Source organism: Sporofaciens musculi, assembly GCF_009830285.1.
Taxonomy (GTDB): Bacteria; Bacillota; Clostridia; order Lachnospirales; family Lachnospiraceae; genus Sporofaciens; species Sporofaciens musculi.
On the sequence record NZ_WUQX01000001.1, the window covers coordinates 1,645,058 to 1,665,636 of the forward strand.

The window sequence follows — 20,579 nt, forward strand, 5'->3', positions numbered from 1 at the left end:
TCCCAGCGCCCCAACGGTGGCCGGTGTGTTGAAATCGAAAACCGGCATGAAATCCTCGTGGGTGAAATACTGCTCCGGGGCCAGCCCGCAGCGGGACATCAGGGAATAGGCGATGCTGACGGTGGCGGCGGCTTTGAATTGGACTTCGATGTTAAGTTCATCGTACTCCTCCAAAAAGGAATCGTCAACGATGTAAAGGAAGTCCCGCCCGTTGTCCGCCCAGTATTCACCGGCCAGCCTGCGGGCGATCTCGGTCAGCTGCCCGCCTAAATCATCGCCGCCTACACCATACCGGTTTTCCAGCATGGCGGAGATGGAATCTATATGCCGTTCCTCCATCTTCCAGAGCCAGGGTGTGCGGGAGTGCGGGCGGGTTCCGGTATCGGAAATGTCAAAGACATACCGCAGCCGGGTCCGGTCCCCGGAATCGTCCACCAGGGCGATGCCCTTGGAACCGCGCCGGACATAGCGGCCCATCTTGTCATTCCACAGGTCATACTCCGCGCAGGCGGTAGCGTCCGGGCGCTGGGCGTAGATCATCAGCTGGTCGTGGAAGGGGTATTTGTAAAGCCTGGAGGCTGTGTCGAGAAACCGCATCCACTCATTCCAGCTGGAAGTAAGCTGCACCGCCGCATGGTCGGCCATTTGTGCGTACATCTGCGCTTTGGTTGCCATTGTTTTCGGCCCTCCTTTCGGGTTTTGGATAAAAGGAAGGGGCGGCACAGCGCTAGCCCCTCCGGTCTGTTGGTTCCTATTCGTCAAAGTCCGGGTACAGTTCCAGACTGTCAAACTCCGCGTCCGTCATGGCGCGCAGCTTATGAAGGGCGCTGTCGGTCAGTTCCATCAGCTCCGTTTCCTCCGGCGAGAGGTAGCCGCGCATCTCGGTCAGGCTCTCCATCAGTCCGGCGCGGGTTCCGGTGTTGTATATGCACATCAGATTCATTTCTTCAAAGGTAAAGTGTCCCATATCAAAGCTCCCTTTCCGCGCTCTTTTTCGGCGCTGTCTTTTTGCTTTCCTGCTTCGGCTGCTGGTGGAGCTGTTCCACCACCGATTTCCGCTTGTCCCCGTCCTCCCGGTGGACCGCAGCCGCCAAATCCATCAGGGAAATCGGCTGGCCGCTTCTGGCCTGCTGTTCCAGCTGGGCTACGGTCGGCTCTTTGGGACCGTTGTTGATGATCCCGTCAATCATGCCGTAATCGTCCTCCATAGACATTTCCGCATTTTTCAGCGGGTTCGCGTCAAGAAAACCGGTGATCTGCTGAAAGCCAAAGCTATCGCAGTAATGACAGGATAACGCGCCGTCCCTGCGGATGGCAACGATGTCGCTGACGCTCATGGAGGGGCTGTGATAGTCCTTGGGGTGTTCGTTGTTGAAGCGGTAGAACAGCTGCTCCGCCACAACTTCCGGCGTATCTTTGCCGGAAAGGGGCGCGGTGTAGATCAGGTCGTAGTTTTCACGCTCCACCTCGCGCCCGATGGATTGGAGCCAGTCCAGCCCCTCAAAACGGATTTCCCGCAGGCTGTCATCATCCTTTACCTGATAGATGGCAAAGCAGTCCCCCTCATGAGAGAGAAACGCCTGCTCCCGTTCCTGCTGGCGGTTCAGCCGGTCCTGCACCAGCCCGTCAAAGGCTGGGCTTTCCTCCCATTCCTCGCGGGAAAGGGCGAACACCGTACCGGGCAGCTGGGTTTCAAATTCCTCCCGGTCAAAGAGCATTTCCGCGCCGCCCCCGTCCACCACCGCATACACCGTCAAATCCTGCTCAAACAGTTCCAGCGCCCGCTCTTTGGAGAGGGGCAGCAAGTCCCCGTCCTGATAGCCGCAGTTTTTCAGATCGTCCTCCCGCAGCAAAGGGTCCGGCATCGGGTATTCATCCAGCGTCTGCTCCGGCGCGTCAGGCAGCGGGGCGGCTTCTGCGGCATGGCCGATGGAATCCAGCGCCCGCGGGTTTTGGCTGGCGGGCAAAAGGGCGTATTCCCGTTCCTGTTCGGCGGTCAGCGGCTGGGGGTAGTCGATACAGCCAAAGGCAGTGATGGAATCCTGTTCCACCTTTACCGGCGCGGCAAGTTCAGTGATGGTTTTCCCGTCCATCAAAGGATAGGTTCCCACATCCAGCGATTCCTGGGTAATGTAATAGCGGAACATGGAGGGGTCCTGCTCCGGCAGTTCGGCGGGGATTTTCCAGGAGGGTTCCGGTTCAGGGGAAACCTCTTGATTCTCCGTATCGGCCTGCGGGTTTTCCGGCTGCATGGTTTCTTTTCCGGCGTCCTGCTCCGGCCCGGATTCCAGATCAATGCCGCGCTCCTTGCAGACCTCCTGAAAATGGCGGTCAATATCGGCAATCAGAGTACCGGCGGTCTTGTTGATGGTTTCCAAGCTGGCCCGCAGTTCCTTCAGCTCCTTGCCCTGGCTCCAGTTCGCAATGTACCCAAAGCTGTTTGCGCCGGTCTGAATCCCAAAATATTGGCAGACCGCGTAAGAGATGCTCTCGGCCTCCACCTCCTCAGTGCGCCGGTCCTTTTTATGGTCCTGCAAAAACCGCTGGGCGGTCTTTTCGCCGCCGTTAAAGTCCAGGCCGGATTCATCGGTCAGGGGGAGATACCCTTGCTCCGGCAGTTCCAGCGGCTTTGCGGTTATGACGGAACCGGCGTGGTTGACGATAACCCGTTCCTCGACCGCAACCGGCGCGCCGGGGTCATCATCGGAACCGCGCAGGTCATAACAAAACAGTCCGTCCGGCAGATCGTCTGCGGCAATCCGCTCATTGGAGAACAGGGCTGGCTGTCCAAACAGCTCCACTTCCTGATACAAGGGCGCGTCCGGGTTGTCCGGCACATCAAAGTTGTGCAGCTTGCTGTGGGCGATCTCATGGACAGCGGCGGAAACCGTCTGCACCTCGCTCATGCCCTGGCGGATGGCGATGCGCTGCTGGCTGGAAGAAAAATATCCGTCCGTATCCGCGTCCATTTCCTCAAACGCAAGGGGAACCGGGGCGGAGCGTTTCAGCGCCTCCATAAACGCCTCAAAGTGCCGGACATTCCCGAACAGGTCCGCCGCCAGGGAGGGCAGGGGCTTTCCGTCCGTCTGGCTCACATCAAAGACCTTGACCGGACGGAACAGCGGGATTTCCACCTCTTTTTCCTCCATGACCACCCTGCCGTTTGCGTCCAGCACCGGTGCATGGGTGTCCGGGTCCAGCTTCTGTTCCTCGATTTTCTTCTTATAGGGGGTGGGCGCGATGATGGTGATGCCGCGCTCGCCCTTCTTCACATGGCGCTCAAACTGGTTCTTCCACTTGTTATAGCCAGCCACAAGGGTCGCGTCCGGCTTCTGCATATAGATCAGCATGGTATTATTGACCGAGTAGCGGTGGAACCGGGACATCACCGACAGATAGCGCATATACTTTTCGCTCTCAAACAGTTCCTTGATGTTCTGCTCAATGCCCTCGGTGATTTCCCGCAATCGCTCCCGGTTGGTGGGTTTCTCTGCCATTTCCTTGTTTCTCCTTTCCAAATCCATGATTTTTGTTAGGTGTTCTGCAATCCATGTTTTTTGTTCCTCGATGCCATCCTCCATCAGAAAGTCCAGAAGATACTCCACATAGTCCTTTTGGTGCAGCGCCTCCACAAAAAGGGGGTGCGGCTCATCCTCCGGGGTCAGGGGCGCAAGGCCGGTTTCCCAGCCCCGCAGCAGATGGGCGTAGTCTGCCAGCGCGCGGAAACACCGCTGCTTGGATTCCCGGAATTTCTGCGCTTCTGACTTTTGACGGACATAGGTTTTCTTCGGGGGCGCCTGGCTGTCATAGAGCAGTCCAAAATCCTGGGCCAGTTTTTCCGCAGCCTCTTTGGGGGAGAGGTTATAGAGCTTGGCGGCAAAGTCGATCACATCACCGTCCGCCCCGCAGCCGAAACAGTGAAAGCGGCGGTCTAATTTCATGCTGGGCGTCCTGTCATCGTGAAAGGGACAGCAGGCCATGCCGTTCCGCTTTACCTCGATTCCATAGTGTTCCGCCGCTTCTCTGGTGGTGATGGACTGCTTTACCGTTTCAAAGACATTCCCGCCCATGCTTATTGACCGGAGGAGGATTTCAACGGCGGCTTATAACCTGCGGCCCTGGCGCGCTCACTGGCGGCTTTGCGCCGCTTTTCGCTGTACGGCTCCCGGACCGATACGCAGCGTTTGGGGACAATGAAGTTGTGGGCGTCCTTCTTGATGATCTGCTCCGGGTATTTTTCCGCCAGCTGCTCCAGCTTCTTCATCAGCTTGGGGTCATGGGTATAGACCTCTGCCGCAGACTCGGCCTGGTTATAAAGGAGAACCGTTTCCTGTTCCAGCAGCGACAGCTTCATCACGAGCCTCCTTTCCGCTGGCCAAAGTCCAGCTTGAAGTTCACATACTCGCCGGTATCCTCCAAAAGCACATCCGCGTCATAGGTTTTTCCGGTTTTTTCCGAGTAGCAGCCGGTGAGCCTTGCCCGCCCGTCTTTTAAGAGGGCCGCGACAATGGCCTTGGTGGGCTGTTTCTTCTTGGCGCTCCACCACTTGCTGTCTTTCCAGATGGCAAATCTGCAAGTTTCACTTTGGCAGAAAAATCCCTTTTGCGATTCTGTAACCTCACCGCCGCACCGGGGGCATCTGCCTACTGCTTCGCGGGGCGGGGAGAACAGGTACTCGGTCCCCTTAACCACCTGATAGGTTGCCGCCAGCTCCCGCAGCATGGCATAAATCCCGGACAGAAACTCCTCCGGGGAAAGCTCGCCGCGCTCAATCTCGCCCAGCCGGTACTCCCACTCGGCGGTGAGCAGCGGGGATTGCAACTGCTCCGGCAGAACCGTAATGAGGGAACGCGCATCGCGGGAGGGCATCAGCTGGACCGTCTTTTTGCTCTTTTTCCGTTCCAGAAAACCAGTGGAGGCCAGCTTTTCCAGAATCCCGGCGCGGGTGGCAGGCGTACCCAATCCCTTGCGCTCGGCAGTATCCGGCATATCCTCTTTACCGGCGTTCTCCATCGCGGAAAGAAGGGTATCTTCGGTGAAATGTTTTGGCGGGCTGGTTTTCCCCTCCTTGACGGAGGCATTGGAAACAGGCAAAGACTGTCCCTGGGAGAGTTCCGGCAGCGTCTTTTCCTCTGGTCTTTCCTCCGGCTCCGGGGCATTTTTCAGACCGGCGTGATAAGCGGCATCCAGCCTGCGCCAGCCGGGGCGCTGAATGGTTTTCCCTTTTGCGGCAAACTCCTGACCGGCGCAGACCAGCGTGGCGGCGGTTTCCTCGTAGAGATGGGGTTCCGCCACCGCGCACAGCAGCCTTGCGGCCACCAGCTCCAGCACCGCTTTTTCCCCCACAGGGAGGGCGGACAAATCCGCATCCCGAAGATTACGGGTGGGGATCACCGCATGGTGGTCGGTCACTTTCTTATCGTTGATGACCGCCTCCGGATTGCAGGTAATGCCGATCCCCTTTCGGAACGGCATCGCATTGGCGGTGAGGTTGACCAGCACCGGCAGCCCCTCCGCCATATCCGAGGTCAGATACCGGCTGTCCGTCCTGGGATAAGTACACAGCTTTTTCTCATAGAGATTTTGCAGATAATCAAGCGTTTGCTGGGCGGTAAACCCCAGCAGGCGGTTGGCGTCCCGCTGTAAGGTGGTCAGGTCATAAAGGGCGGGCGGCTTTTCGGACTTCTCTTTCCGCTGCGCCTGTTTCACCACCGCAGAACCGCCCCGGCAGGCGGTTTGCAGCTCTTTCGCGGTGGTTTTGTCTTTCATCCGCGCCCCCACAGCGGTAAATCCGGGCAGTTCCAGCGCCACCGTATAGAACGGCTCCGGCTGGAAGGCTTCAATCTCTGCTTCCCGCTGGACGATAAGGGCCAGTGTCGGGGACATGACCCGACCGATGTTGAGGGTTCGGCGGTACAGCACTGAAAACAGCCGGGTAGCGTTGATGCCCACCAGCCAGTCAGCCTTGGCGCGGCAGAGCGCCGCCTGATGCAGACCGTCATAGTCCGCGCCGGGGCGGAGGTTTTCAAAGCCCTCCCGGATTGCCGAATCCTCCATGCTGGAAATCCAGAGCCGCTTCATGGGCTTTTTGCAGCCCGCCAGCTCATAGACGTTGCGGAAAATCAGTTCGCCCTCCCGTCCCGCGTCACAGGCGTTTACCACCTCGGTCACATCCGGGGCGCACAGCAGCTTTTTGAGAATATCAAACTGTTTCTTCTTGTCCCGCCCCACGCTCATTTTCCAGTCCGAGGGCAGGATCGGCAGATCGTCATAGCGCCACTTGGCGTATTTAGGGTCATAGCTGTCCGCGTCGGCAAGCCCCGCCAGATGCCCCACGCACCAGCTGACCCGCCAGCCGTTCCCTTCCAGATACCCGTCCCTGCGGGCATTGGCCCCGATCACAGCGGACAGGCTTTGGGCCACCGACGGTTTTTCAGCAATCACTAACCTCATAATCTTCATCCTCCCATTCTTCCCGCATAGATGTACGCAGTTTTTCCTCAATGCTGTTATCCTCTGTCAGCATCAGGTCATAGCCGAACCGGTAATCATATCGGTACAGTTTTCCTACCAGATCATTGATGAGAATGCGGCAGGCCAGAATGACACGTTTTTTATCCACCTGCATCAGCTGGTAGCGTTGATAATCGTTGTAATAGGACTCATGCCGGTGCGCGCGGCTGTTGGCGTCCTCCAGCAGCCAGTCTACCGGGTCCTGGCAGCCTTCCTCTTTTTCCCCCTCCATATATTTCAGCAGTTCCATCACCATCGGAAAGCTCTGCTCGTCCATGCGGGCTTCTTCTTTCAGATAGCCGATCAGGGCGCATAAAAGCAGGCGGGCCGCTGTCTGTTCCCGTTCCGTTAATGCCTCCATCGTCTTTGCGGCGTCCGGCAGAAGCCTTTCTTCTACAAAAGTTTCCACATCGCCGGAGTACAGCTGGCGGATGGAATCTATGGACAGCGGGGCGGCTGTGTCGCCATCCATAGAAAAGTCATAAAGGTCGTCGCTCTGTGCAGGCTTTTTCCGAAGTTTGCGTGTCAGGGCAGTCAGAATATCGCCGCCCAGATACACCGCCAGACAGCACAGGTCAAAAACAGCAACGATTTTGATAAATAAAATAAGATACTTCATTTCCGATCTCTCCTTTCTTTCAGCTGCTTTTCCAGTTCCCGGTGGCAGAATCCCACACAGGGCCTCCCGTAGTTGCCGCAGCCATAGCAGGGGTGGCTTTTGGGTAAAGAAGGAGGGCGGGAAGTTTTCTTCCTGCCCTCCGGTTTCTGTGTCATCATGCGCTCAAAGGGGCTGTCGGTGAAGCGGGTCATTCCGGTTCTTCCTCACTTTCCTCCGGTTCCTCCTCCGCGCCCTCCTCGGATTCCCACAGCTCATCTTCCTCATCGCCGTAGTCATAATCGTCCAGATTGTCCGCGCCTTTGGTTTTCGGCTTGTTCTTCATAAACTTGAAGTAGTAGAGCGCGCCCCCGCCGCCTAACAGGGCCACAACCAAAAGCAGGACAGCCGGATTCATGCCGGACTTTTTCTCCGGTTCCGGCTCCATTGCAGGCGGCTCCTCCGGTTCCGCCGCCTTGCCGGTGCAGCTTGTCATGGTAAAGGCGCAGACCGGGCAGTTCCGGTTGATTGCGCCTGCCTGACATTTCTCGGTGCAGCTGCAAACAGCGGGAGGCTCCTCGCTGTCCCCGTCCTCCATCAGCGCCATCAGGTCGGCTTCGTCTACCTGGTTCAGAAAATGGACGGTGTTTTCCCCCTCGTCATCCCGGTCCACCAGGATATAGAAGTAGTTGCCGTTTTTGGTGGTAACGGTAATCAGCTGCTTGTTCCCGCCGTAATCGTCCACCAGGGTGGCGTTGCCATCCGGGGTGAGGGGAGGCGTTTCCTCCGGCTGCTCCACCTGTACGTTGGAATCGTTGGTTTCATCAGCCGGTTCCCCGCCGCCGCCCGCGTAGGCGGGGACAGAAAAACCGCCCATAAGAACCAGGGCGGTGCAAAGCGCGGCCAGTGTCCGCAATAGTTTTTTAGATTTCATCGTGATTTTCCTCCTTTTCCTGGGCGTCTGGCGCAGGCGTTCCCACGCCGGGAATCCCGCCGCCGGACAGCAGCGCGTTCAGCTCCTGCGGGGTCATGCGGACCGCCCGCACCAGCTGGACGATTTGCAGGTTCTCCGCCTCGGTTTTCTGCGCCTCCAATTCCCGCAGCCGGTTCTGGTATTCCGCCAGCTTTTCGCGGGTCTTTGCGATCTCCCGGTCAATCCGGTCGATTTTGTTCGTTGCCATCTGTAACACTCCTCTCCAATATGATTTAGTTCCAGTTCATCAGGCCGTAGCCCTTGATGCACTGGTAATTCAGGTCATAGCTTTTGATTTTGCAGGCGTCGCCGGAATTGCCCTCCACCGTATAGACCCGGCTCCCGTCTGTGCCGATCACAATGCCGACATGGTCGGCGGAACCGTCCAAATCCCAGTCAAAGAAAATGGCGTCGCCGGGGGCGATGTTGGCATATCCGCGCCCGCCCCATTGTCCATGCGACTGGAACCAGGGTACGCCCTGGGACTGGCAGCCCGCAAAGCGCGGTTCGCTTTTCCCGGCCTGGTTATAGCACCAGCTCACGAAGCAGGCGCACCATTCCACCCGGCTGTTAAAGCCGTACCAGCTCCAATACGGATAGCCGCCCACGTTTCCCACCTGACGCTTTGCCAGATCGACCAGTCCCGGATTGCCGGGGCGGGTCCCGTTTATAAACTCCACGCCGCTCAAATCCTCGGAATTTCCCATATCCGGGGAACCGCCGCCAAACAGCAGCGGCTTGTTGCCCCTGGTGGCGATATAGACCTGGTACATCTCATATTCATCCGGGGTGAGAAGCTCCGGCGCAAGGGCGGAAATCTGTGTGTTCACAAGCTCCACATGGAGGATGTAGTATTCATAGGGGACTTCCTCGCTGGTTGTTTCCCCGGTTTCCGGGTCGGTGCTGGTTTCGGTGCGGTAGCGGATTTCCACCTCCTCGGTCAGTGTCAGGACATATTGGAGGTCAAAGACCCGCTGTAACTGTGCCGCCGCGCTCTGGGGCGTGTACTCATGGAGCAGGGCGCTTAAATAAGCCGCAAGCTCATGGGGATTGTGGCCGATAGGGTCCAGATTGTACCGGTACTCGTCATAGCCGGGGTGCAGGCTCTCCATGTTATCCAGTTCGGCTTGCAGTTCCGCCTCCTTTGCGGCATAGTCCGCTTCCGTCCCCAGCATATCCTCGTCTTTGGAGGGATAGGTGGAGCCGGACACCGCCGAGCCGATGCTCTGGGCCAGCATGGAGCAGGAGGACAGGGTATTCATCAGCAGGCAGACCAGCAGAAACAGCGCCAGCGCAATCAGGAATCCCTTCTTGTGCCGCATGACAAACCGGCCTGCCTGTTCCGCTTTTTCTTTGACGGACTTTGCCGCCTTGCCGGTCTTTTGCGCGGTCTTGGTGGTATGGCCTGCGGCCTGTGCCGTATGCCCAGCCGTTTGACCGGCGCGTTTGGCGGCGGCATATTCCTTTTTGATGGCCTGCTTTTGCTGCCAGCGGGAAAGGGGATTGCTGGCAAGCTGGGGGTTCTCCGCCAGGGACTTTTGGTACAGGGCGTTGATGTTTGCTTTTTCCAGCTTTTGCTCCGCCTTTGCCGCTTCGCGGTAGGGTTTCAGTTTATGGCTGCGGTATCCCTCCCGCACCAGCCGCGCGCTGACTTCAACAGCCTGCTCGGTCTTGTGCGCCCCTTCCACGCCCACATTGTCCTGTTCGGACTTGCGGATTTCCTTATGCGCCCCGGCAAGCAGCGCGTTGGCCGGAGCGCCCCGTACCGCATGGGACAGCTTGGAGGGCGGCTTTGCCTGTTCCTCAAAGGTCAGTTTCGTTGTTTTCTTTCCGGTATCGGGGTCAATAACGGTCTGCCGGACCTTCTTTTTGGGTATCCTGGCCTGCGCCTTGTCTGCCCGGACAGCCGCTTTCTCCGCGCGGCGGATCGGCTTTTCCAGCGCCGGGTCGGTCTGTTCCTCCCTCGTAAAGCGCAGGCGCGGCTCCTTAATCAAACCATTCCCCCAGCATCAGCGCCTCCATCATATAGAGCAGTTCCACATAGAGGCCCATGCCAGCCGGGGTGTGCAGGGGGCGGAGGACCAGGCAGGCATAGACCTGTGCCAGCACATCGGCCAGAAGCTCCGCGCCCCGGCCCTCCAAAACCCTGCCGCCGGTGCCGGGGGAGAGGCAGCACCAGATTTCCGCAAGGCGGAGCAGGCCCGTTTCCCCGTCACGGTTCAGTTCTGCCGCCATGCTCTCCGCAGTACGGCACTCGCTTACCGCGTCCGCCATCGCCAGAAGCAGCTGGCGGCGCTGAATGTCCATCGCCCGCTTCAAAAACAGCCGGGGATTGTGTTTGATTTTCTGTGCAGTCATGATTGCTTTCCCTCCTTTAATTCCTGTAATTTTGTGGTCATGATGCGGTACAGCTCGGTGTCCTTGGGGAACCGGTCGATAAAGGGCAGGATGATGTTGCCGTAGAACAGCAGCCCTTCGCCCTCGCCGGAGTGGGTCACATAGGACAGCTGGTGCGGGGAGATGCCCAGCTGTCTTGCCAGAATCTGCCGGTCCCCGCTTGCCTGGTTGAGCATATATACAAAGTCCGAGTTCTCAAAGATGTTCTCGATCTCCCGGCTGGCAAGCAGGTCCTTGATGTTCTGGGTGATGCCGGTGGGAATCCCGCCCCACTTCCGAAACCGTTTCCAGATTTCAATGGTATAGGCGGCGGTCTGGTCCTCTTTGAGCAGAAGGTGCATCTCGTCAATGTAGTAACGGGTGGACTTGTGGGCGGCGCGGTTGATGGTGACGCGGTTCCACACCTGGTCCTGCACCACCAGCATACCGATTTTTTTCAGCTGCTTGCCTAACTCCTTGATGTCATAGCAGACAATGCGGTTGTCGATGTTTACATTGGTCCGGTGGTTGAACACATTCAGGGAGCCGGAAACATAGATTTCCAGCGCCGTAGCGATGTACTGCGCTTCTTTTTCCTCCTGGGTCAGCAGAAGGTTGTATAAATCCTCCAATACCGGCATATTTTCCGGCCTGGGGTCGTTCAGGTAATCATGGTAGACCAGCCGCACACAGCGGTCGATGATGGTTTTCTGGACCGGCTGCAAGCCCTCCTTGCCGCCCACGATCAGCTCGCACAGCGACAGGATGAAGTCGGATTTCAAAGACAGCGGGCTTTCATCATCCGAATAGTCCAGGTTTAAGTCCATCGGGTTAATGTAGTCCCCGGAGGTGGGCGAAATCTTGATAACCTGCCCATGCAGCCGCTCCACAAGGGGCGCGTACTCCGCCTCCGGGTCGCACACAATAATGTCATCGGTAGTGAGCAGAAAACAGTTGGCGATTTCCCGCTTGGCGGAAAAGGACTTGCCGGAGCCGGGAGTGCCGAGAATCAGGCCGTTGGGGTTTTTCAGCTTCTTGCGGTCCACCATGATAAGGTTGTTGGACAGGGCGTTGATGCCGTAGTACAGCGCCTCTTTCCCGTTCTGGAAAAGCTCCTGGGTGGTGAAAGGAATAAAGATGGCGGTGCTGGAAGTAGTCAGGCCCCGCTGGATTTCCACCTGGTTTTGTCCCAAAGGCAGGCAGCTCATCAGCCCTTCCTCCTGCTGGAAGTCCAGCCTTGCCAGCTGGCAGTTGTACTTCTGCGCGATGCTGGACGCCTGAAAAACATTGTTGCCCAGCTGTCTGGCGGTGTCCGCCGTATTCAGCACCAGAAAGGTCACAAGGAACATCCGCTCGTTGCGGCTCTGTAAATCCTGCAACAGCTTTTTGGCCTCGTTTCCGTAGGTAGCCAGGTCGCTGGGAATGATGTCCATATCGTACCCTGACCGGACCGCCTTTTTCTGTTCCTCGATCTTGGCCCGGTCCAGGTCGGTGATTTTGCGCTTGACCGTCTTGATGGCCTTTACCTGGTCTAAGGACTGCACATGGAGGCTGACAATCAGGGAGCTTTCCATATCCAGAAAATCCGCCAGCATCCGGTCGTTCAATTCCGGCGCGAGAATCTGCACAAAGCTGACCGCGCCGTACTTTTTCCCCATGCGGAACTGCCTGCCGGTGCGGAACTCAAAGGCAGTGGGGGCAATAAAATCCTTGGTGGAAAGGCCGGAGGGGGCCAGCCAGTCCCACGAAAAGGAAAAGGGAACCTGTTCATCCATGTGGAATACGCCATGCAGCTGGGACAGCCGCGCCCGCCCGTCCAGCGGCTCCGCCACTACGCCCAGCCTCTTGAAGTTGTTGAGCAGGTCGGTTTCAATCCGTTCCAGCCGGGGCTTTGCCGCCCGGATGCTGTCCGCGTCAATGCCGAAGGTCAGGTATTTTGTCTTAATCAGGCCGTTGTTCCCCTTTGCCAGCTGGTTTTGCAGCATCTGGGTGTACTCGCCGCGGATGTTGTCAAAATCGTCCCCCTGGGGCGGGATGGTGATGGACCGGGCAAAGGTTTCCTGGGACGCGGCCAGGTTGAGGAAGGACAGCTGGAACCGGATGGAGCTGTCAAAGTAGTTGAGGAAATCGCACCAGCCCTCGAAGATGGCGGTCTTATCCTCGTTTTGGGACAGCTGGTAATTGATGTCCTGAAACTGAATGGTCTTGGTATAGTAGCAGCCGGTCACGCGGCAGATGCCGTCCGGCCACATCCGTTCATAGGGGATGCTGTCCTGCGCGGAAATCCCCTTCTGGTCAGTGCGGCTGGCGCGGGAAATGGCGGCTTCGATCTGCTTCCGATCCGCGCGGGAGAGCTTCTTTTTCACCGGCATTGGCCCTTCGCCCTCCGGCGCTCTGCCGTTTGTCCGGTTTTTCTTTGCCGTAAACAATGTCATACACCTCCTTGTCGAGTTTGTCCTGCCGCTCCAATACGGCATAGAAGTTGTTGGTCTGGTAGGGGCGCTGCCGGGGCCGGAGAAAGGATACCCGGATCATGTTGCCGATGATCTTTTCCAGCGGCTGGCCGTTCTTCTCGTACATCGCCAGCAGGAAAAAGGGCAGCATGACAAGCATCATGCACAGGGCGGCGGCGCTGTTCCCGGCTGGCCCCCGAAGCAGAAAGAAAAGCGGTACGCCAATCAGCGCCCCGCCGCCAAAGCAGACTAACTGCCGTTTGGTGAGGTTGAAGGCCACCTTTGTCTTGACCTTCGTTAAGTCTTTGGGTACGGGTACATAAGCCATTTTTGCACACTCCTTTCGTCAGTGGGCCTGGAAGATCGCCTTGGCCATGCTGCCGCTCTTAAAGAGGGTCAGGCAGAGCAGGACCGTATATCCCACACAGGACCAGATGGCGGCAATCGTGTCCTCGTCGGTGGCGATGTTCTGCACCAGGACCGCGTAGATTGCCACGCAGACCATGATGAGGAACGCCTGAAAGCCTAACGCCATTAGGGAACGCAGGTAATTCTGCCCCATGCCGCCCCATTCCCTGCCCATCATAGCGGCCATCGGGACCGGCGCGACCGAGGTGACGAGATATATTTCCAGCATACGGCCATAAATGACGATAAAAATACAGATGGTCAGCGCCCACATGGTAAGGCCGATAAACAGGGACTGGAACCACAGCCCGAACAGCGGCCCCAAATCCATCTCCATGAGCCTTGGCTCCAAATCCGCCATCGCGGAGGAAATGTCGATGGAAGCGTCCGCGCCGATGACGCCGGAAGCCTGGGCCACGATGCCCTGGGCCACATCAAACACGCCCATCACGATATTCCAGGTGTTGGTGACAATGAGGATGGCACAGGCGGTCTTGAATATCCACTTGAAAAACACAGCGGTTTCAATATCGTGGAAGTTGTTCTTGTCGGTGATAATCTGAATCAGCTCCAGCGTCATTACAAAGGCCAGGATCACGCCTGCTATGGGGAGAATGACCGTTTCCGAAAGGCTTTGGACCATGCTGAAAATACCCGCGTTCCAGCCCTGGGGCGTCTGCCCGATCTGCCCCGATATGTCCGCCACCTGGTTGTTGACCGAATCGAACATACTGGAAAGGTTGCTCATTATGCCGCCCACCAGCATTTCTTTCAGCCAGGTGGTGATTGCATCCAGCAGAAAATCCATACAGTGCTACCTCCTTTCCGCCCCTCCCGCGTTTGCGGGAGGGGCAAAGGTATGGGTGTTTCTGGTGCGGGGATTAGCCGAACAGACCGGAGAGCAGGGGTACAAGCACCATGCCGATGAGGGCAACGCCGCCGCCCGCCATGAGCTGCTTCATGCCCTGGCTTTTTGCTCATGTGAGATAAAGAAGTAAAAGAAGTGCAAAAAATTTTGCCGTTCCCTATCCGGCTGACTGCCGGACGGGTCGGGCTTTAGTCGGGCAATTCTACCTTGCCGACAAAAGAGTAATAGATTTCGATTTCCTGTCTGCGGAGCTTCCCCCGGCGTTTCCCGTCAAGGGCTTCCGATTCGTGGATTATGATTTTCTCCACAAACTCCCGCAACAGGGTGGGGGTGAGTTCCTCAAAGCTGGTGTACTTGCGTACCACTTTCATAAACTTTTCAGCGTTTGCCGTGGCTTCCAGCGTCTTGGAAAGCTCGCTCTGCAAGGCGGCGGCTTTCTCTTTCAGTTCCTTTTGCTCGGCTTCGTAGTCTGCCGAAAGTTCCGTGAAACGCTCGTCCGATATGCGCCCGGTCACGCTGTCCTCATACAGCCGCTTGAAGATGGCGGAGAGTTCCGCAATCCGTTTTTCTGCCGCTTCCAGTTCTTTCTTCCTTGCGGCATTCCAGCGTTTGCTCCCGTCCTCGGTCTGCTCGGTCAACAGCTTCATAAACCGGGCTTCATGCTTGGCGGCGTAGCTTGTGACTTTCCGTAAATTCTCGGTCACTCCCTCGGTCAACAAGTCGGTGCGGATAAAGTGCGCCGTACAGTCTGCCGTGCGCTTCTTATAGCTGCCGCATATGTAGCAGTCCTGCCGCCGTTTGTCCGTCTGGTATCTCTGCTGGTACATGACGCTGCCGCAATCCGCACAAAAGAGTATGCCGGAGAACAAGCCCACTTCATCATAGCGGTTAGGGCGTTTGCGCTGCTTGCGTAGCTCCTGCACACGCTCCCATGTTTCCCGGTCAATGATTGCTTCGTGGTGGTTCTCAAAGATTGCCTGTTTTTCCACGGGGTTCTCTTTGCTCTGCTTCACCTTGTAGGACACTTTCTCGGTCTTGAAGTTCACAAGGCAGCCTGTGTATTCCCGGTTTTCAAGGATGTGCGCCACGGTGTTTGTCGCCCACCTGCACTCATAGCCGGGGTGGTAGCGGCGGGTGCTTCCCGTCCGGCGGTATTCCAGTGTTCCCGGCGTGGGGATTTGCTGTTCCGCAAGCATACGGGCTATCTTGGTCGGACCGTTCCCGGCAAGGCAAAGGCTGTATATCTGCTTCACCACGGGGGCGGCTTCCCCGTCAATGATGAAATTTTCGTCCTCGTCCATGAGGTAGCCATATACGGGCTTGCTTGTGACGGGCTTCCCGCTCATGCCTTTTGACCTCTTGACTGCCTTGATTTTCTTGCTCGTATCCCTCACCAGCCATTCGTTAAAAATGTTACGCAAGGGGGCAAAATCATTGTCGCCCTGTGCGCTGTCAACGCCGTCATTGATGGCAATGAAACGGACGCCGTTCTGTGGGAAAATCATTTCCGTGTACATTCCCACTTGTAAGTAGTTTCGCCCTAACCGTGACATATCTTTTACGATAACCGTTCCCACAAGCCCCGCTTCAATGTCGGCAAGCATGGACTGGAAGCCGGGTCTTTGGAAATTTGCCCCGGAGAATCCGTCGTCCGTGTACCATTTGAGGTTGGAAAAGCCGTTCTGTTTTGCGTAGGCTTCCAGAATCCGCTTCTGGTTGCTTATGGAGTTGGATTCGCCTTGAAGCGTGTCCTCGTGCGACAATCTCGGATAAAGGGCGGTAATGAGTTTTTGGGTGGTCTGTCTTGGCATAATGTCCTCCGTTTCCGACAGCCAGCCCCACTATTCCGTAGGTTTATTATACCATAGGGCGGGGCTGGCTGTACAGTCTTTTCTGCTTCTTTACCGCCCGTCAAAATGACGGTTTTTATCTGCGGGTTGTCATGCGCTGTAAATCGGCTTGTGTCCGGCTGCGCTTTCGGCTTCCAGCACTTTCATCATCTTGTCGGCGGCGGTGACGGTAGTGCCTTGCTTGAAGTAGCCGGAAACCACAAGGACGGTGTTCCCCCGGCGTACCTCTGTCACGCAATCCGGGCGGCGGGCGGTAGTGGCGGTGCTTCTGTTGGGGGTGTCGGTCATAGGCTCTCCTTTCTGTTCAGCAGCTTTTTAAGCTGTTCCATTTTTTCCCTTGCTCTGGCTTTTCTGAAATTCTCCCCGGTAATGCGGACGGGGGTACACATTTCCGTAAGGCGGTCATATATCCGGGCATGGGCGGTGTCCTCTGGGTTCTGCAATTCCTCCAACGTCAAGTTTGTTGTCACGATTAAGGGCTTGCCGCTTCGGTATCTGCTGTCAATCACGTTGTAAACCTGTTCAAGCCCGTATTCTGTGCCACGCTCCATGCCGAAATCGTCAAGGATAAGCAGAGGGAAGCTACAAAGGCGGGCTATGTATTCGTTCCTGTCCTTGTAGCTGGCGGCAAGGTCATTGAGGATAAGGGCAAAGTTTGTCATGCACACGGAAACCTCTTGCTCCATGAGGGCGTTGGCGATACACCCGGCGAAATAGCTCTTGCCTGTGCCTGCCATGCCCCATAACAGATAGCCGATATTCCCGGCTTTCATTTCCTCCCAACACTCTACATAGGCATGGGCTTTGTGCATTTGGGGGCATTTCCCGTTGTCGTTCTCAAACGTCCATTCCCGCATAGCCGGGTCGGTGAAGCCTGTCCGTTTCAGCCGTTCCACTTCCTCCCGGTGCTTGTATTCCCGGCGGCTGGCTTCCAGCTTTTCCCGGCGTTTTCTCTGGCAGTCACATTCTTTGGGGTATCGGTCACGTCCGAAAAAGGTCTTGCCCTCCGGGAAGTAGGCTTCTTTGGGCTGGCGGCAGCTCCCGCAATATAAAAGCCCGTCCTCGCCCGTGTAGTCCTCCGGCTCTGCTTCCTGTGACGTGGCAAGCCGAAAAATGGCGTTATCGTAATCACTCATAAAATTTTCCTCCTTGTTCATGGTCTTTTACGCCCTGTTTACGGGGCGTTGTGTCTATGAGGTCAAAGGCTCTCGCCCTCTTTGTAGGAATAATCGGGGATTCCTTTCTTTCCTGTGCCTTTCCTGTCACGTTTTGCCCACATACGGACAGCGGCGGCATGGTTGGCGTACACTTTCCCGTAGGCGGCTATGTACTCGCTTAATTCCTCAATGAACCGTTCCAGCCTGTCCGGGTATTCCCCTTTCAGCTCCGCATACTCGGATTCGGAGAGGAAAAGGTTTTTATATCTGCCAAAGGGTGCGGGCTGCTCCCCACTCACTCCTTTTCGTTGGTTCTCTTTTAGTTGGTTTATAGTAAGTTGGTTAGGGGTCGGTTTTCCGTCCAACGCAAAGGTCGGTTTTCCGTCCTTATGAGGGTCGCTTTTCCGGCTATCAGAGGGTCGGTTTTCCGGCTGTATGGCTGTCATATGGTCGGAAAACTGTACCACTGGCATTTGCGGTATTTTTATATAAAGGCGGTTCGGTGCGGAGAAGCCCCGGCGTTCCCTCACCAGAAGCCCGGCAGCGTCCAGCTCGTTCAGTGCGCTTTTTATGGCGGTGCTGCCTTTATCCAGCATTTCCGTTATCTCCGAAACGGGATAGACAATATACGTCCTGCCCTCGCTGTCCTGCCAGCCGTTCTTCTGTGAGAGGGTGGAACGGTTAAGAAGCAGCCCATAGAGCAGCCTTGCGGTATGCGACAAGTCCATTTTCAGCAGAAAATAGGGATAGGGCAGAAAACGGGGCAATATGGTGTCGGCTGTGATGTATTCGGTTATGGTTCTCACCTCCTGTCTGTGGCTTCTTGTTACGCAGTTAAAACGGCATTTTCGGGGGTAAAGGATAAATGTATCGGCTACCCTTTGAGGGCGGTCAAAAAAGCCTTGATTTACGGGCTTCTTTCATAGCCTAAATGCGTAGAAAGGTGGTATCTTTTCCGCTGTCTGTCGGCTTCTTTCCGGCGGCGCACTCTTGCGGCGCAATCCGGGCAGTATTTCCCCCGGTTTGACTTGGGGAGAAAATACCCGCCGCACTCGGTACAGCGTTTCCTGTCTGCCCGGTGGAGTAGGGCGGCTTCTAGTTTCCCGTCCAGCGGCAGAACGGCGGTAATGAACCAGCGGCAGATAAGCGAATAGCTGATACTCTGGACGCATACGCAAGGCTCGCCGTTATCCAGCAAGATACAGTTGCCGTTATCGTAGTTGCAGCACTCATGTACAAGGCGGCGGGCGGCTCTGTACTGTGGGTAGTCCATGTAGGGGCGTTTACCGTTCATTTTCCCGCCCCTTTCCCCGTTCCGGCTCACGGCGCAATATTTTGTCAAGATTGCTTTTCACGGTCTGCAATTCCCGGACGTTCTCTTTCTTCTCCCGGTACTCGTTGTAAAGGGCGTTTTTCTCTTTGGTAAGCTGCTCAATCTCCATTTGCAAGGTCTTGGAAGCTGGCAGTTTGGTAATGCCCTGTGCCTTGAAATACCGGGCGGCAGATTCGGAAATGATAAACTCACTTTCATGCTGTTCCCGGTAGGCTCTCCGGGCTTTCTCGGTTTTCTGCGCCCGCAATCCGTCACGGGCTGGCTTGGTCTTGATGTACGCCAATAGCTGTTTCTGCAAGTCTTTTTTCTCCCGCAAAGTGCTTTCCACGGCTTTCAGTTTCCCGGTGGTTTCATGCAGTCTGGCACTGGCGGCGGCAAGGGTGGCTTCCAGTTCTTCCGGGGAAGAAAAGCCGGATTCCTCGTAAACGCTCATGGTAGCCGCCATTTGCTTTAGATTGTGAACAGCCGCCCAGCGGTCATATCCTATACCCTTTCCCTCGGCTCGTTTCGCTTCCCGGTCTACCATGCGTTGTACTCCGTCATTTTTCGGGGCGTTTATGGCGGCTTTGCCACGCTGTAAACGGTCTTTTATGCTGCGGGGGTATTCCTGTTGGGGTAGGGGCGTTTCGGCGGCTCTGGCGGCGTTCTGTGCGTTTATGGTGAGTGTTTCCAGTACGGCGGCACGGTCAAAATCATCACCTAATTTCCGGGCGGTGATGGGCTTCGTCCTGTCCGGCGTGAGATACGATAATCTCCCCCGGCTCTCTTTGACGGTCACGCCCTCCCGGAGCAGCAGAGAGGAAAAGTCGTCAAAGGTGGCAGCGGCGGCAAGGGCTTTCCGTATGGTCTGCCTTAGCTTTTCCTTGTCGGTTTCAAACTTGGTCTGTTTGAGCGGCTCTCCTGTGGCGGCTTGGGAAGCGTTCTCTTTATCCAGTGCGGCTTGTCCTTTCCGTTTCGCCCAATACTCCCTCTCGGTGACACGGTTCTTGCTCCCGTGGAGTAAATCAATCTGATAGAGATTTTCCCGGTGGCACATCTCCATTACTTCCGCTTTGAAATATTCCATAGCTGCGTCCGTACAGCGGTGCTTGCAGCCCTCCCTTGTGTCCGCTGGTCTTTCCATGTAGGGCAATAACGGCACTTCCGCAATCCGTAGGGAATTGATTACGATATGCACATGAATGTTGCCGCTGTGGTTATGCCCGTCCGGGTGGGTGCATACCAACGCTTGGTGTCCGGGGAAATGCTCTTTACAGAACTGCTCGCCTAACCGTTGCGCCCGGTCTACGGTCAAGCCGTTGTCCTGTGCGTCACGGGGGTCAAAACTGATAATGTAATGGTGGCTCTTTACGTCCTCCCGTTTCTGGTTCTTGCCGTATTTCAGATTGGAGCGCATACAGGCGATTGCAAAATCTTCCTCACCGCAATTCAGAGAGGAAATGCGGTAATCGTCACGGAGAACAAGCCGCCCGTTTCCGTCCAGTGTGGGCTTCATGGTAAACTCGTCATGCTCAAAGGTTAGGTACTGTTCAGCCGCCCCATAATCGGCATTTTTAGAGCTGATATGTTTGAATGTTGCCAACGGCTTCACCTACTTTCTGCAAGACTTCAAACTTCAAGGCGGCAAGCTCCGCTGTGGCGGCTCGTACCTCTTGGGAGAGGGCGTTATAGGGTGCGCCGTACTCGTTCAGACAGCGGGCAATCTGGTTCAAGTTGCCGCCGATTTTCCCGTATTCGGCTGTGAGTTTTCCCACGGCAGAGAGTAATTCATCATTGACCGGGGAAACGGTAATGACCGGGCGTATGCTTGACTTGATAAGGGCTTGCCGGATAAACTCGGCTTGGCTCATTTTGCAGAGGGAAACACGCTCGGAAAACTCGGCGTATTCTTCCTCGGTCAAGCGTGTTTTGATTACCCGGTGGCGGTGGGGTGTGTTGTATTTCTTCATGGCTGTGAACCTCCTTTCGTGGGTGGATTTTTTCAAGCGGCGCAAGCCGCAAAAAGGCGGGCTTGGGGTGGCAACCCCAACAAGATTCCCGCAGGACAAAATGA

Annotated in this window: 22 protein-coding genes and 1 pseudogene; 1 reads left to right on the forward strand and 22 read right to left on the reverse strand. The window is 56.4% G+C overall.

Going from position 1 to position 20,579, the window contains the following annotated elements:
• The first annotated feature begins 57 nt into the window (after window positions 1-57).
• Window positions 58-270 carry a hypothetical protein gene (locus tag GN277_RS08090; protein ID WP_159750626.1) on the forward strand — a complete coding sequence of 71 codons (213 nt, stop codon included), beginning with the start codon at window positions 58-60 and terminating at the stop codon, window positions 268-270.
• Window positions 271-320: 50 nt separating this feature from the next.
• On the opposite strand, the gene GN277_RS08095 is transcribed toward GN277_RS08090, so the two are convergent.
• The 22 genes and pseudogenes from GN277_RS08095 to GN277_RS08200 all read right to left on the reverse strand — a co-directional run bounded on the left by GN277_RS08095 (window position 321) and on the right by GN277_RS08200 (window position 20,475).
• On the reverse strand, window positions 321-497 hold the full coding sequence (locus tag GN277_RS08095) for a hypothetical protein (protein WP_159750627.1): 177 nt from the start codon (window positions 495-497) through the stop codon (window positions 321-323).
• 254 nt (window positions 498-751) lie between these two features.
• On the reverse strand, window positions 752-967 hold the full coding sequence (locus GN277_RS08100) for a transposon-transfer assisting family protein (RefSeq protein WP_016220730.1): 216 nt from the start codon (window positions 965-967) through the stop codon (window positions 752-754).
• A gap of 1 nt (window position 968) precedes the next feature.
• Window positions 969-4,070: an LPD28 domain-containing protein gene (locus tag GN277_RS08105; RefSeq protein ID WP_159750628.1), complete on the reverse strand. Its 3,102-nt coding sequence runs from the start codon at window positions 4,068-4,070 to the stop codon at window positions 969-971.
• 2 nt (window positions 4,071-4,072) lie between these two features.
• The gene (locus tag GN277_RS08110; RefSeq protein WP_004054600.1) at window positions 4,073-4,354 is read right to left on the reverse strand and encodes a hypothetical protein; all 282 of its coding nucleotides are present in this window, start codon (window positions 4,352-4,354) and stop codon (window positions 4,073-4,075) included.
• Window positions 4,354-6,453 carry a DNA topoisomerase 3 gene (locus GN277_RS08115; protein ID WP_159750629.1) on the reverse strand — a complete coding sequence of 700 codons (2,100 nt, stop codon included), beginning with the start codon at window positions 6,451-6,453 and terminating at the stop codon, window positions 4,354-4,356. Before GN277_RS08115 ends, GN277_RS08110 begins: the two co-directional genes overlap by 1 nt.
• Window positions 6,434-7,132: a conjugal transfer protein TraG gene (locus GN277_RS08120; protein ID WP_159750630.1), complete on the reverse strand. Its 699-nt coding sequence runs from the start codon at window positions 7,130-7,132 to the stop codon at window positions 6,434-6,436. The genes GN277_RS08115 and GN277_RS08120 overlap by 20 nt, the downstream gene beginning before the upstream one ends.
• The gene (locus GN277_RS08125) at window positions 7,129-7,323 is read right to left on the reverse strand and encodes a hypothetical protein (RefSeq protein ID WP_004054605.1); all 195 of its coding nucleotides are present in this window, start codon (window positions 7,321-7,323) and stop codon (window positions 7,129-7,131) included. The genes GN277_RS08120 and GN277_RS08125 overlap by 4 nt, the downstream gene beginning before the upstream one ends.
• Window positions 7,320-8,042 carry a DUF4366 domain-containing protein gene (locus tag GN277_RS08130; RefSeq protein WP_159750631.1) on the reverse strand — a complete coding sequence of 241 codons (723 nt, stop codon included), beginning with the start codon at window positions 8,040-8,042 and terminating at the stop codon, window positions 7,320-7,322. Before GN277_RS08130 ends, GN277_RS08125 begins: the two co-directional genes overlap by 4 nt.
• Entirely contained in the window at window positions 8,032-8,289 is a 258-nt protein-coding gene (locus GN277_RS08135; RefSeq protein WP_004070726.1) for a DUF4315 family protein, read from the reverse strand. Before GN277_RS08135 ends, GN277_RS08130 begins: the two co-directional genes overlap by 11 nt.
• Before the next feature lie 25 nt (window positions 8,290-8,314).
• Complete coding sequence (locus GN277_RS08140; RefSeq protein ID WP_159750632.1) at window positions 8,315-10,075, reverse strand: C40 family peptidase; 1,761 nt, start codon at window positions 10,073-10,075, stop codon at window positions 8,315-8,317.
• Entirely contained in the window at window positions 10,068-10,439 is a 372-nt protein-coding gene (locus GN277_RS08145) for a DUF3851 family protein (protein ID WP_159750633.1), read from the reverse strand. The genes GN277_RS08140 and GN277_RS08145 overlap by 8 nt, the downstream gene beginning before the upstream one ends.
• Complete coding sequence (locus GN277_RS08150; RefSeq protein WP_159750634.1) at window positions 10,436-12,829, reverse strand: VirB4-like conjugal transfer ATPase, CD1110 family; 2,394 nt, start codon at window positions 12,827-12,829, stop codon at window positions 10,436-10,438. The genes GN277_RS08145 and GN277_RS08150 overlap by 4 nt, the downstream gene beginning before the upstream one ends.
• Window positions 12,753-13,238 (reverse strand): PrgI family protein, encoded by a 486-nt coding sequence (locus tag GN277_RS08155; protein WP_016318010.1) that lies wholly within the window; start codon window positions 13,236-13,238, stop codon window positions 12,753-12,755. The genes GN277_RS08150 and GN277_RS08155 overlap by 77 nt, the downstream gene beginning before the upstream one ends.
• An 18-nt stretch (window positions 13,239-13,256) precedes the next feature.
• Window positions 13,257-14,126, reverse strand: a complete 870-nt coding sequence (locus tag GN277_RS08160; protein WP_016223835.1) for a VirB6/TrbL-like conjugal transfer protein, CD1112 family — start codon at window positions 14,124-14,126, stop codon at window positions 13,257-13,259.
• 73 nt (window positions 14,127-14,199) lie between these two features.
• A pseudogene (locus GN277_RS31175) lies at window positions 14,200-14,295 on the reverse strand (Maff2 family mobile element protein); the annotation flags it as partial.
• A 79-nt stretch (window positions 14,296-14,374) separates the two neighbouring features.
• On the reverse strand, window positions 14,375-15,997 hold the full coding sequence (locus GN277_RS08170; protein ID WP_159750635.1) for a recombinase family protein: 1,623 nt from the start codon (window positions 15,995-15,997) through the stop codon (window positions 14,375-14,377).
• 129 nt (window positions 15,998-16,126) lie between these two features.
• On the reverse strand, window positions 16,127-16,324 hold the full coding sequence (locus tag GN277_RS08175) for a transposon-encoded TnpW family protein (RefSeq protein ID WP_159750636.1): 198 nt from the start codon (window positions 16,322-16,324) through the stop codon (window positions 16,127-16,129).
• The gene (locus tag GN277_RS08180) at window positions 16,321-17,172 is read right to left on the reverse strand and encodes an ATP-binding protein (protein ID WP_159750637.1); all 852 of its coding nucleotides are present in this window, start codon (window positions 17,170-17,172) and stop codon (window positions 16,321-16,323) included. The genes GN277_RS08175 and GN277_RS08180 overlap by 4 nt, the downstream gene beginning before the upstream one ends.
• Window positions 17,173-17,234: 62 nt before the next feature.
• A complete protein-coding gene (locus GN277_RS08185) occupies window positions 17,235-17,978 on the reverse strand; it encodes a replication initiator protein A (protein WP_330587484.1) in 744 nt (247 codons plus the stop codon).
• Between the two features lie 122 nt (window positions 17,979-18,100).
• Window positions 18,101-18,487, reverse strand: coding sequence for a cysteine-rich VLP domain-containing protein (locus GN277_RS08190; protein WP_120390277.1), 387 nt, complete (start codon window positions 18,485-18,487; stop codon window positions 18,101-18,103).
• Window positions 18,477-20,108, reverse strand: a complete 1,632-nt coding sequence (locus tag GN277_RS08195; protein ID WP_159750639.1) for a relaxase/mobilization nuclease domain-containing protein — start codon at window positions 20,106-20,108, stop codon at window positions 18,477-18,479. Before GN277_RS08195 ends, GN277_RS08190 begins: the two co-directional genes overlap by 11 nt.
• Entirely contained in the window at window positions 20,080-20,475 is a 396-nt protein-coding gene (locus GN277_RS08200; RefSeq protein ID WP_120471975.1) for a plasmid mobilization protein, read from the reverse strand. The genes GN277_RS08195 and GN277_RS08200 overlap by 29 nt, the downstream gene beginning before the upstream one ends.
• Between the last annotated feature and the right edge of the window lie 104 nt (window positions 20,476-20,579).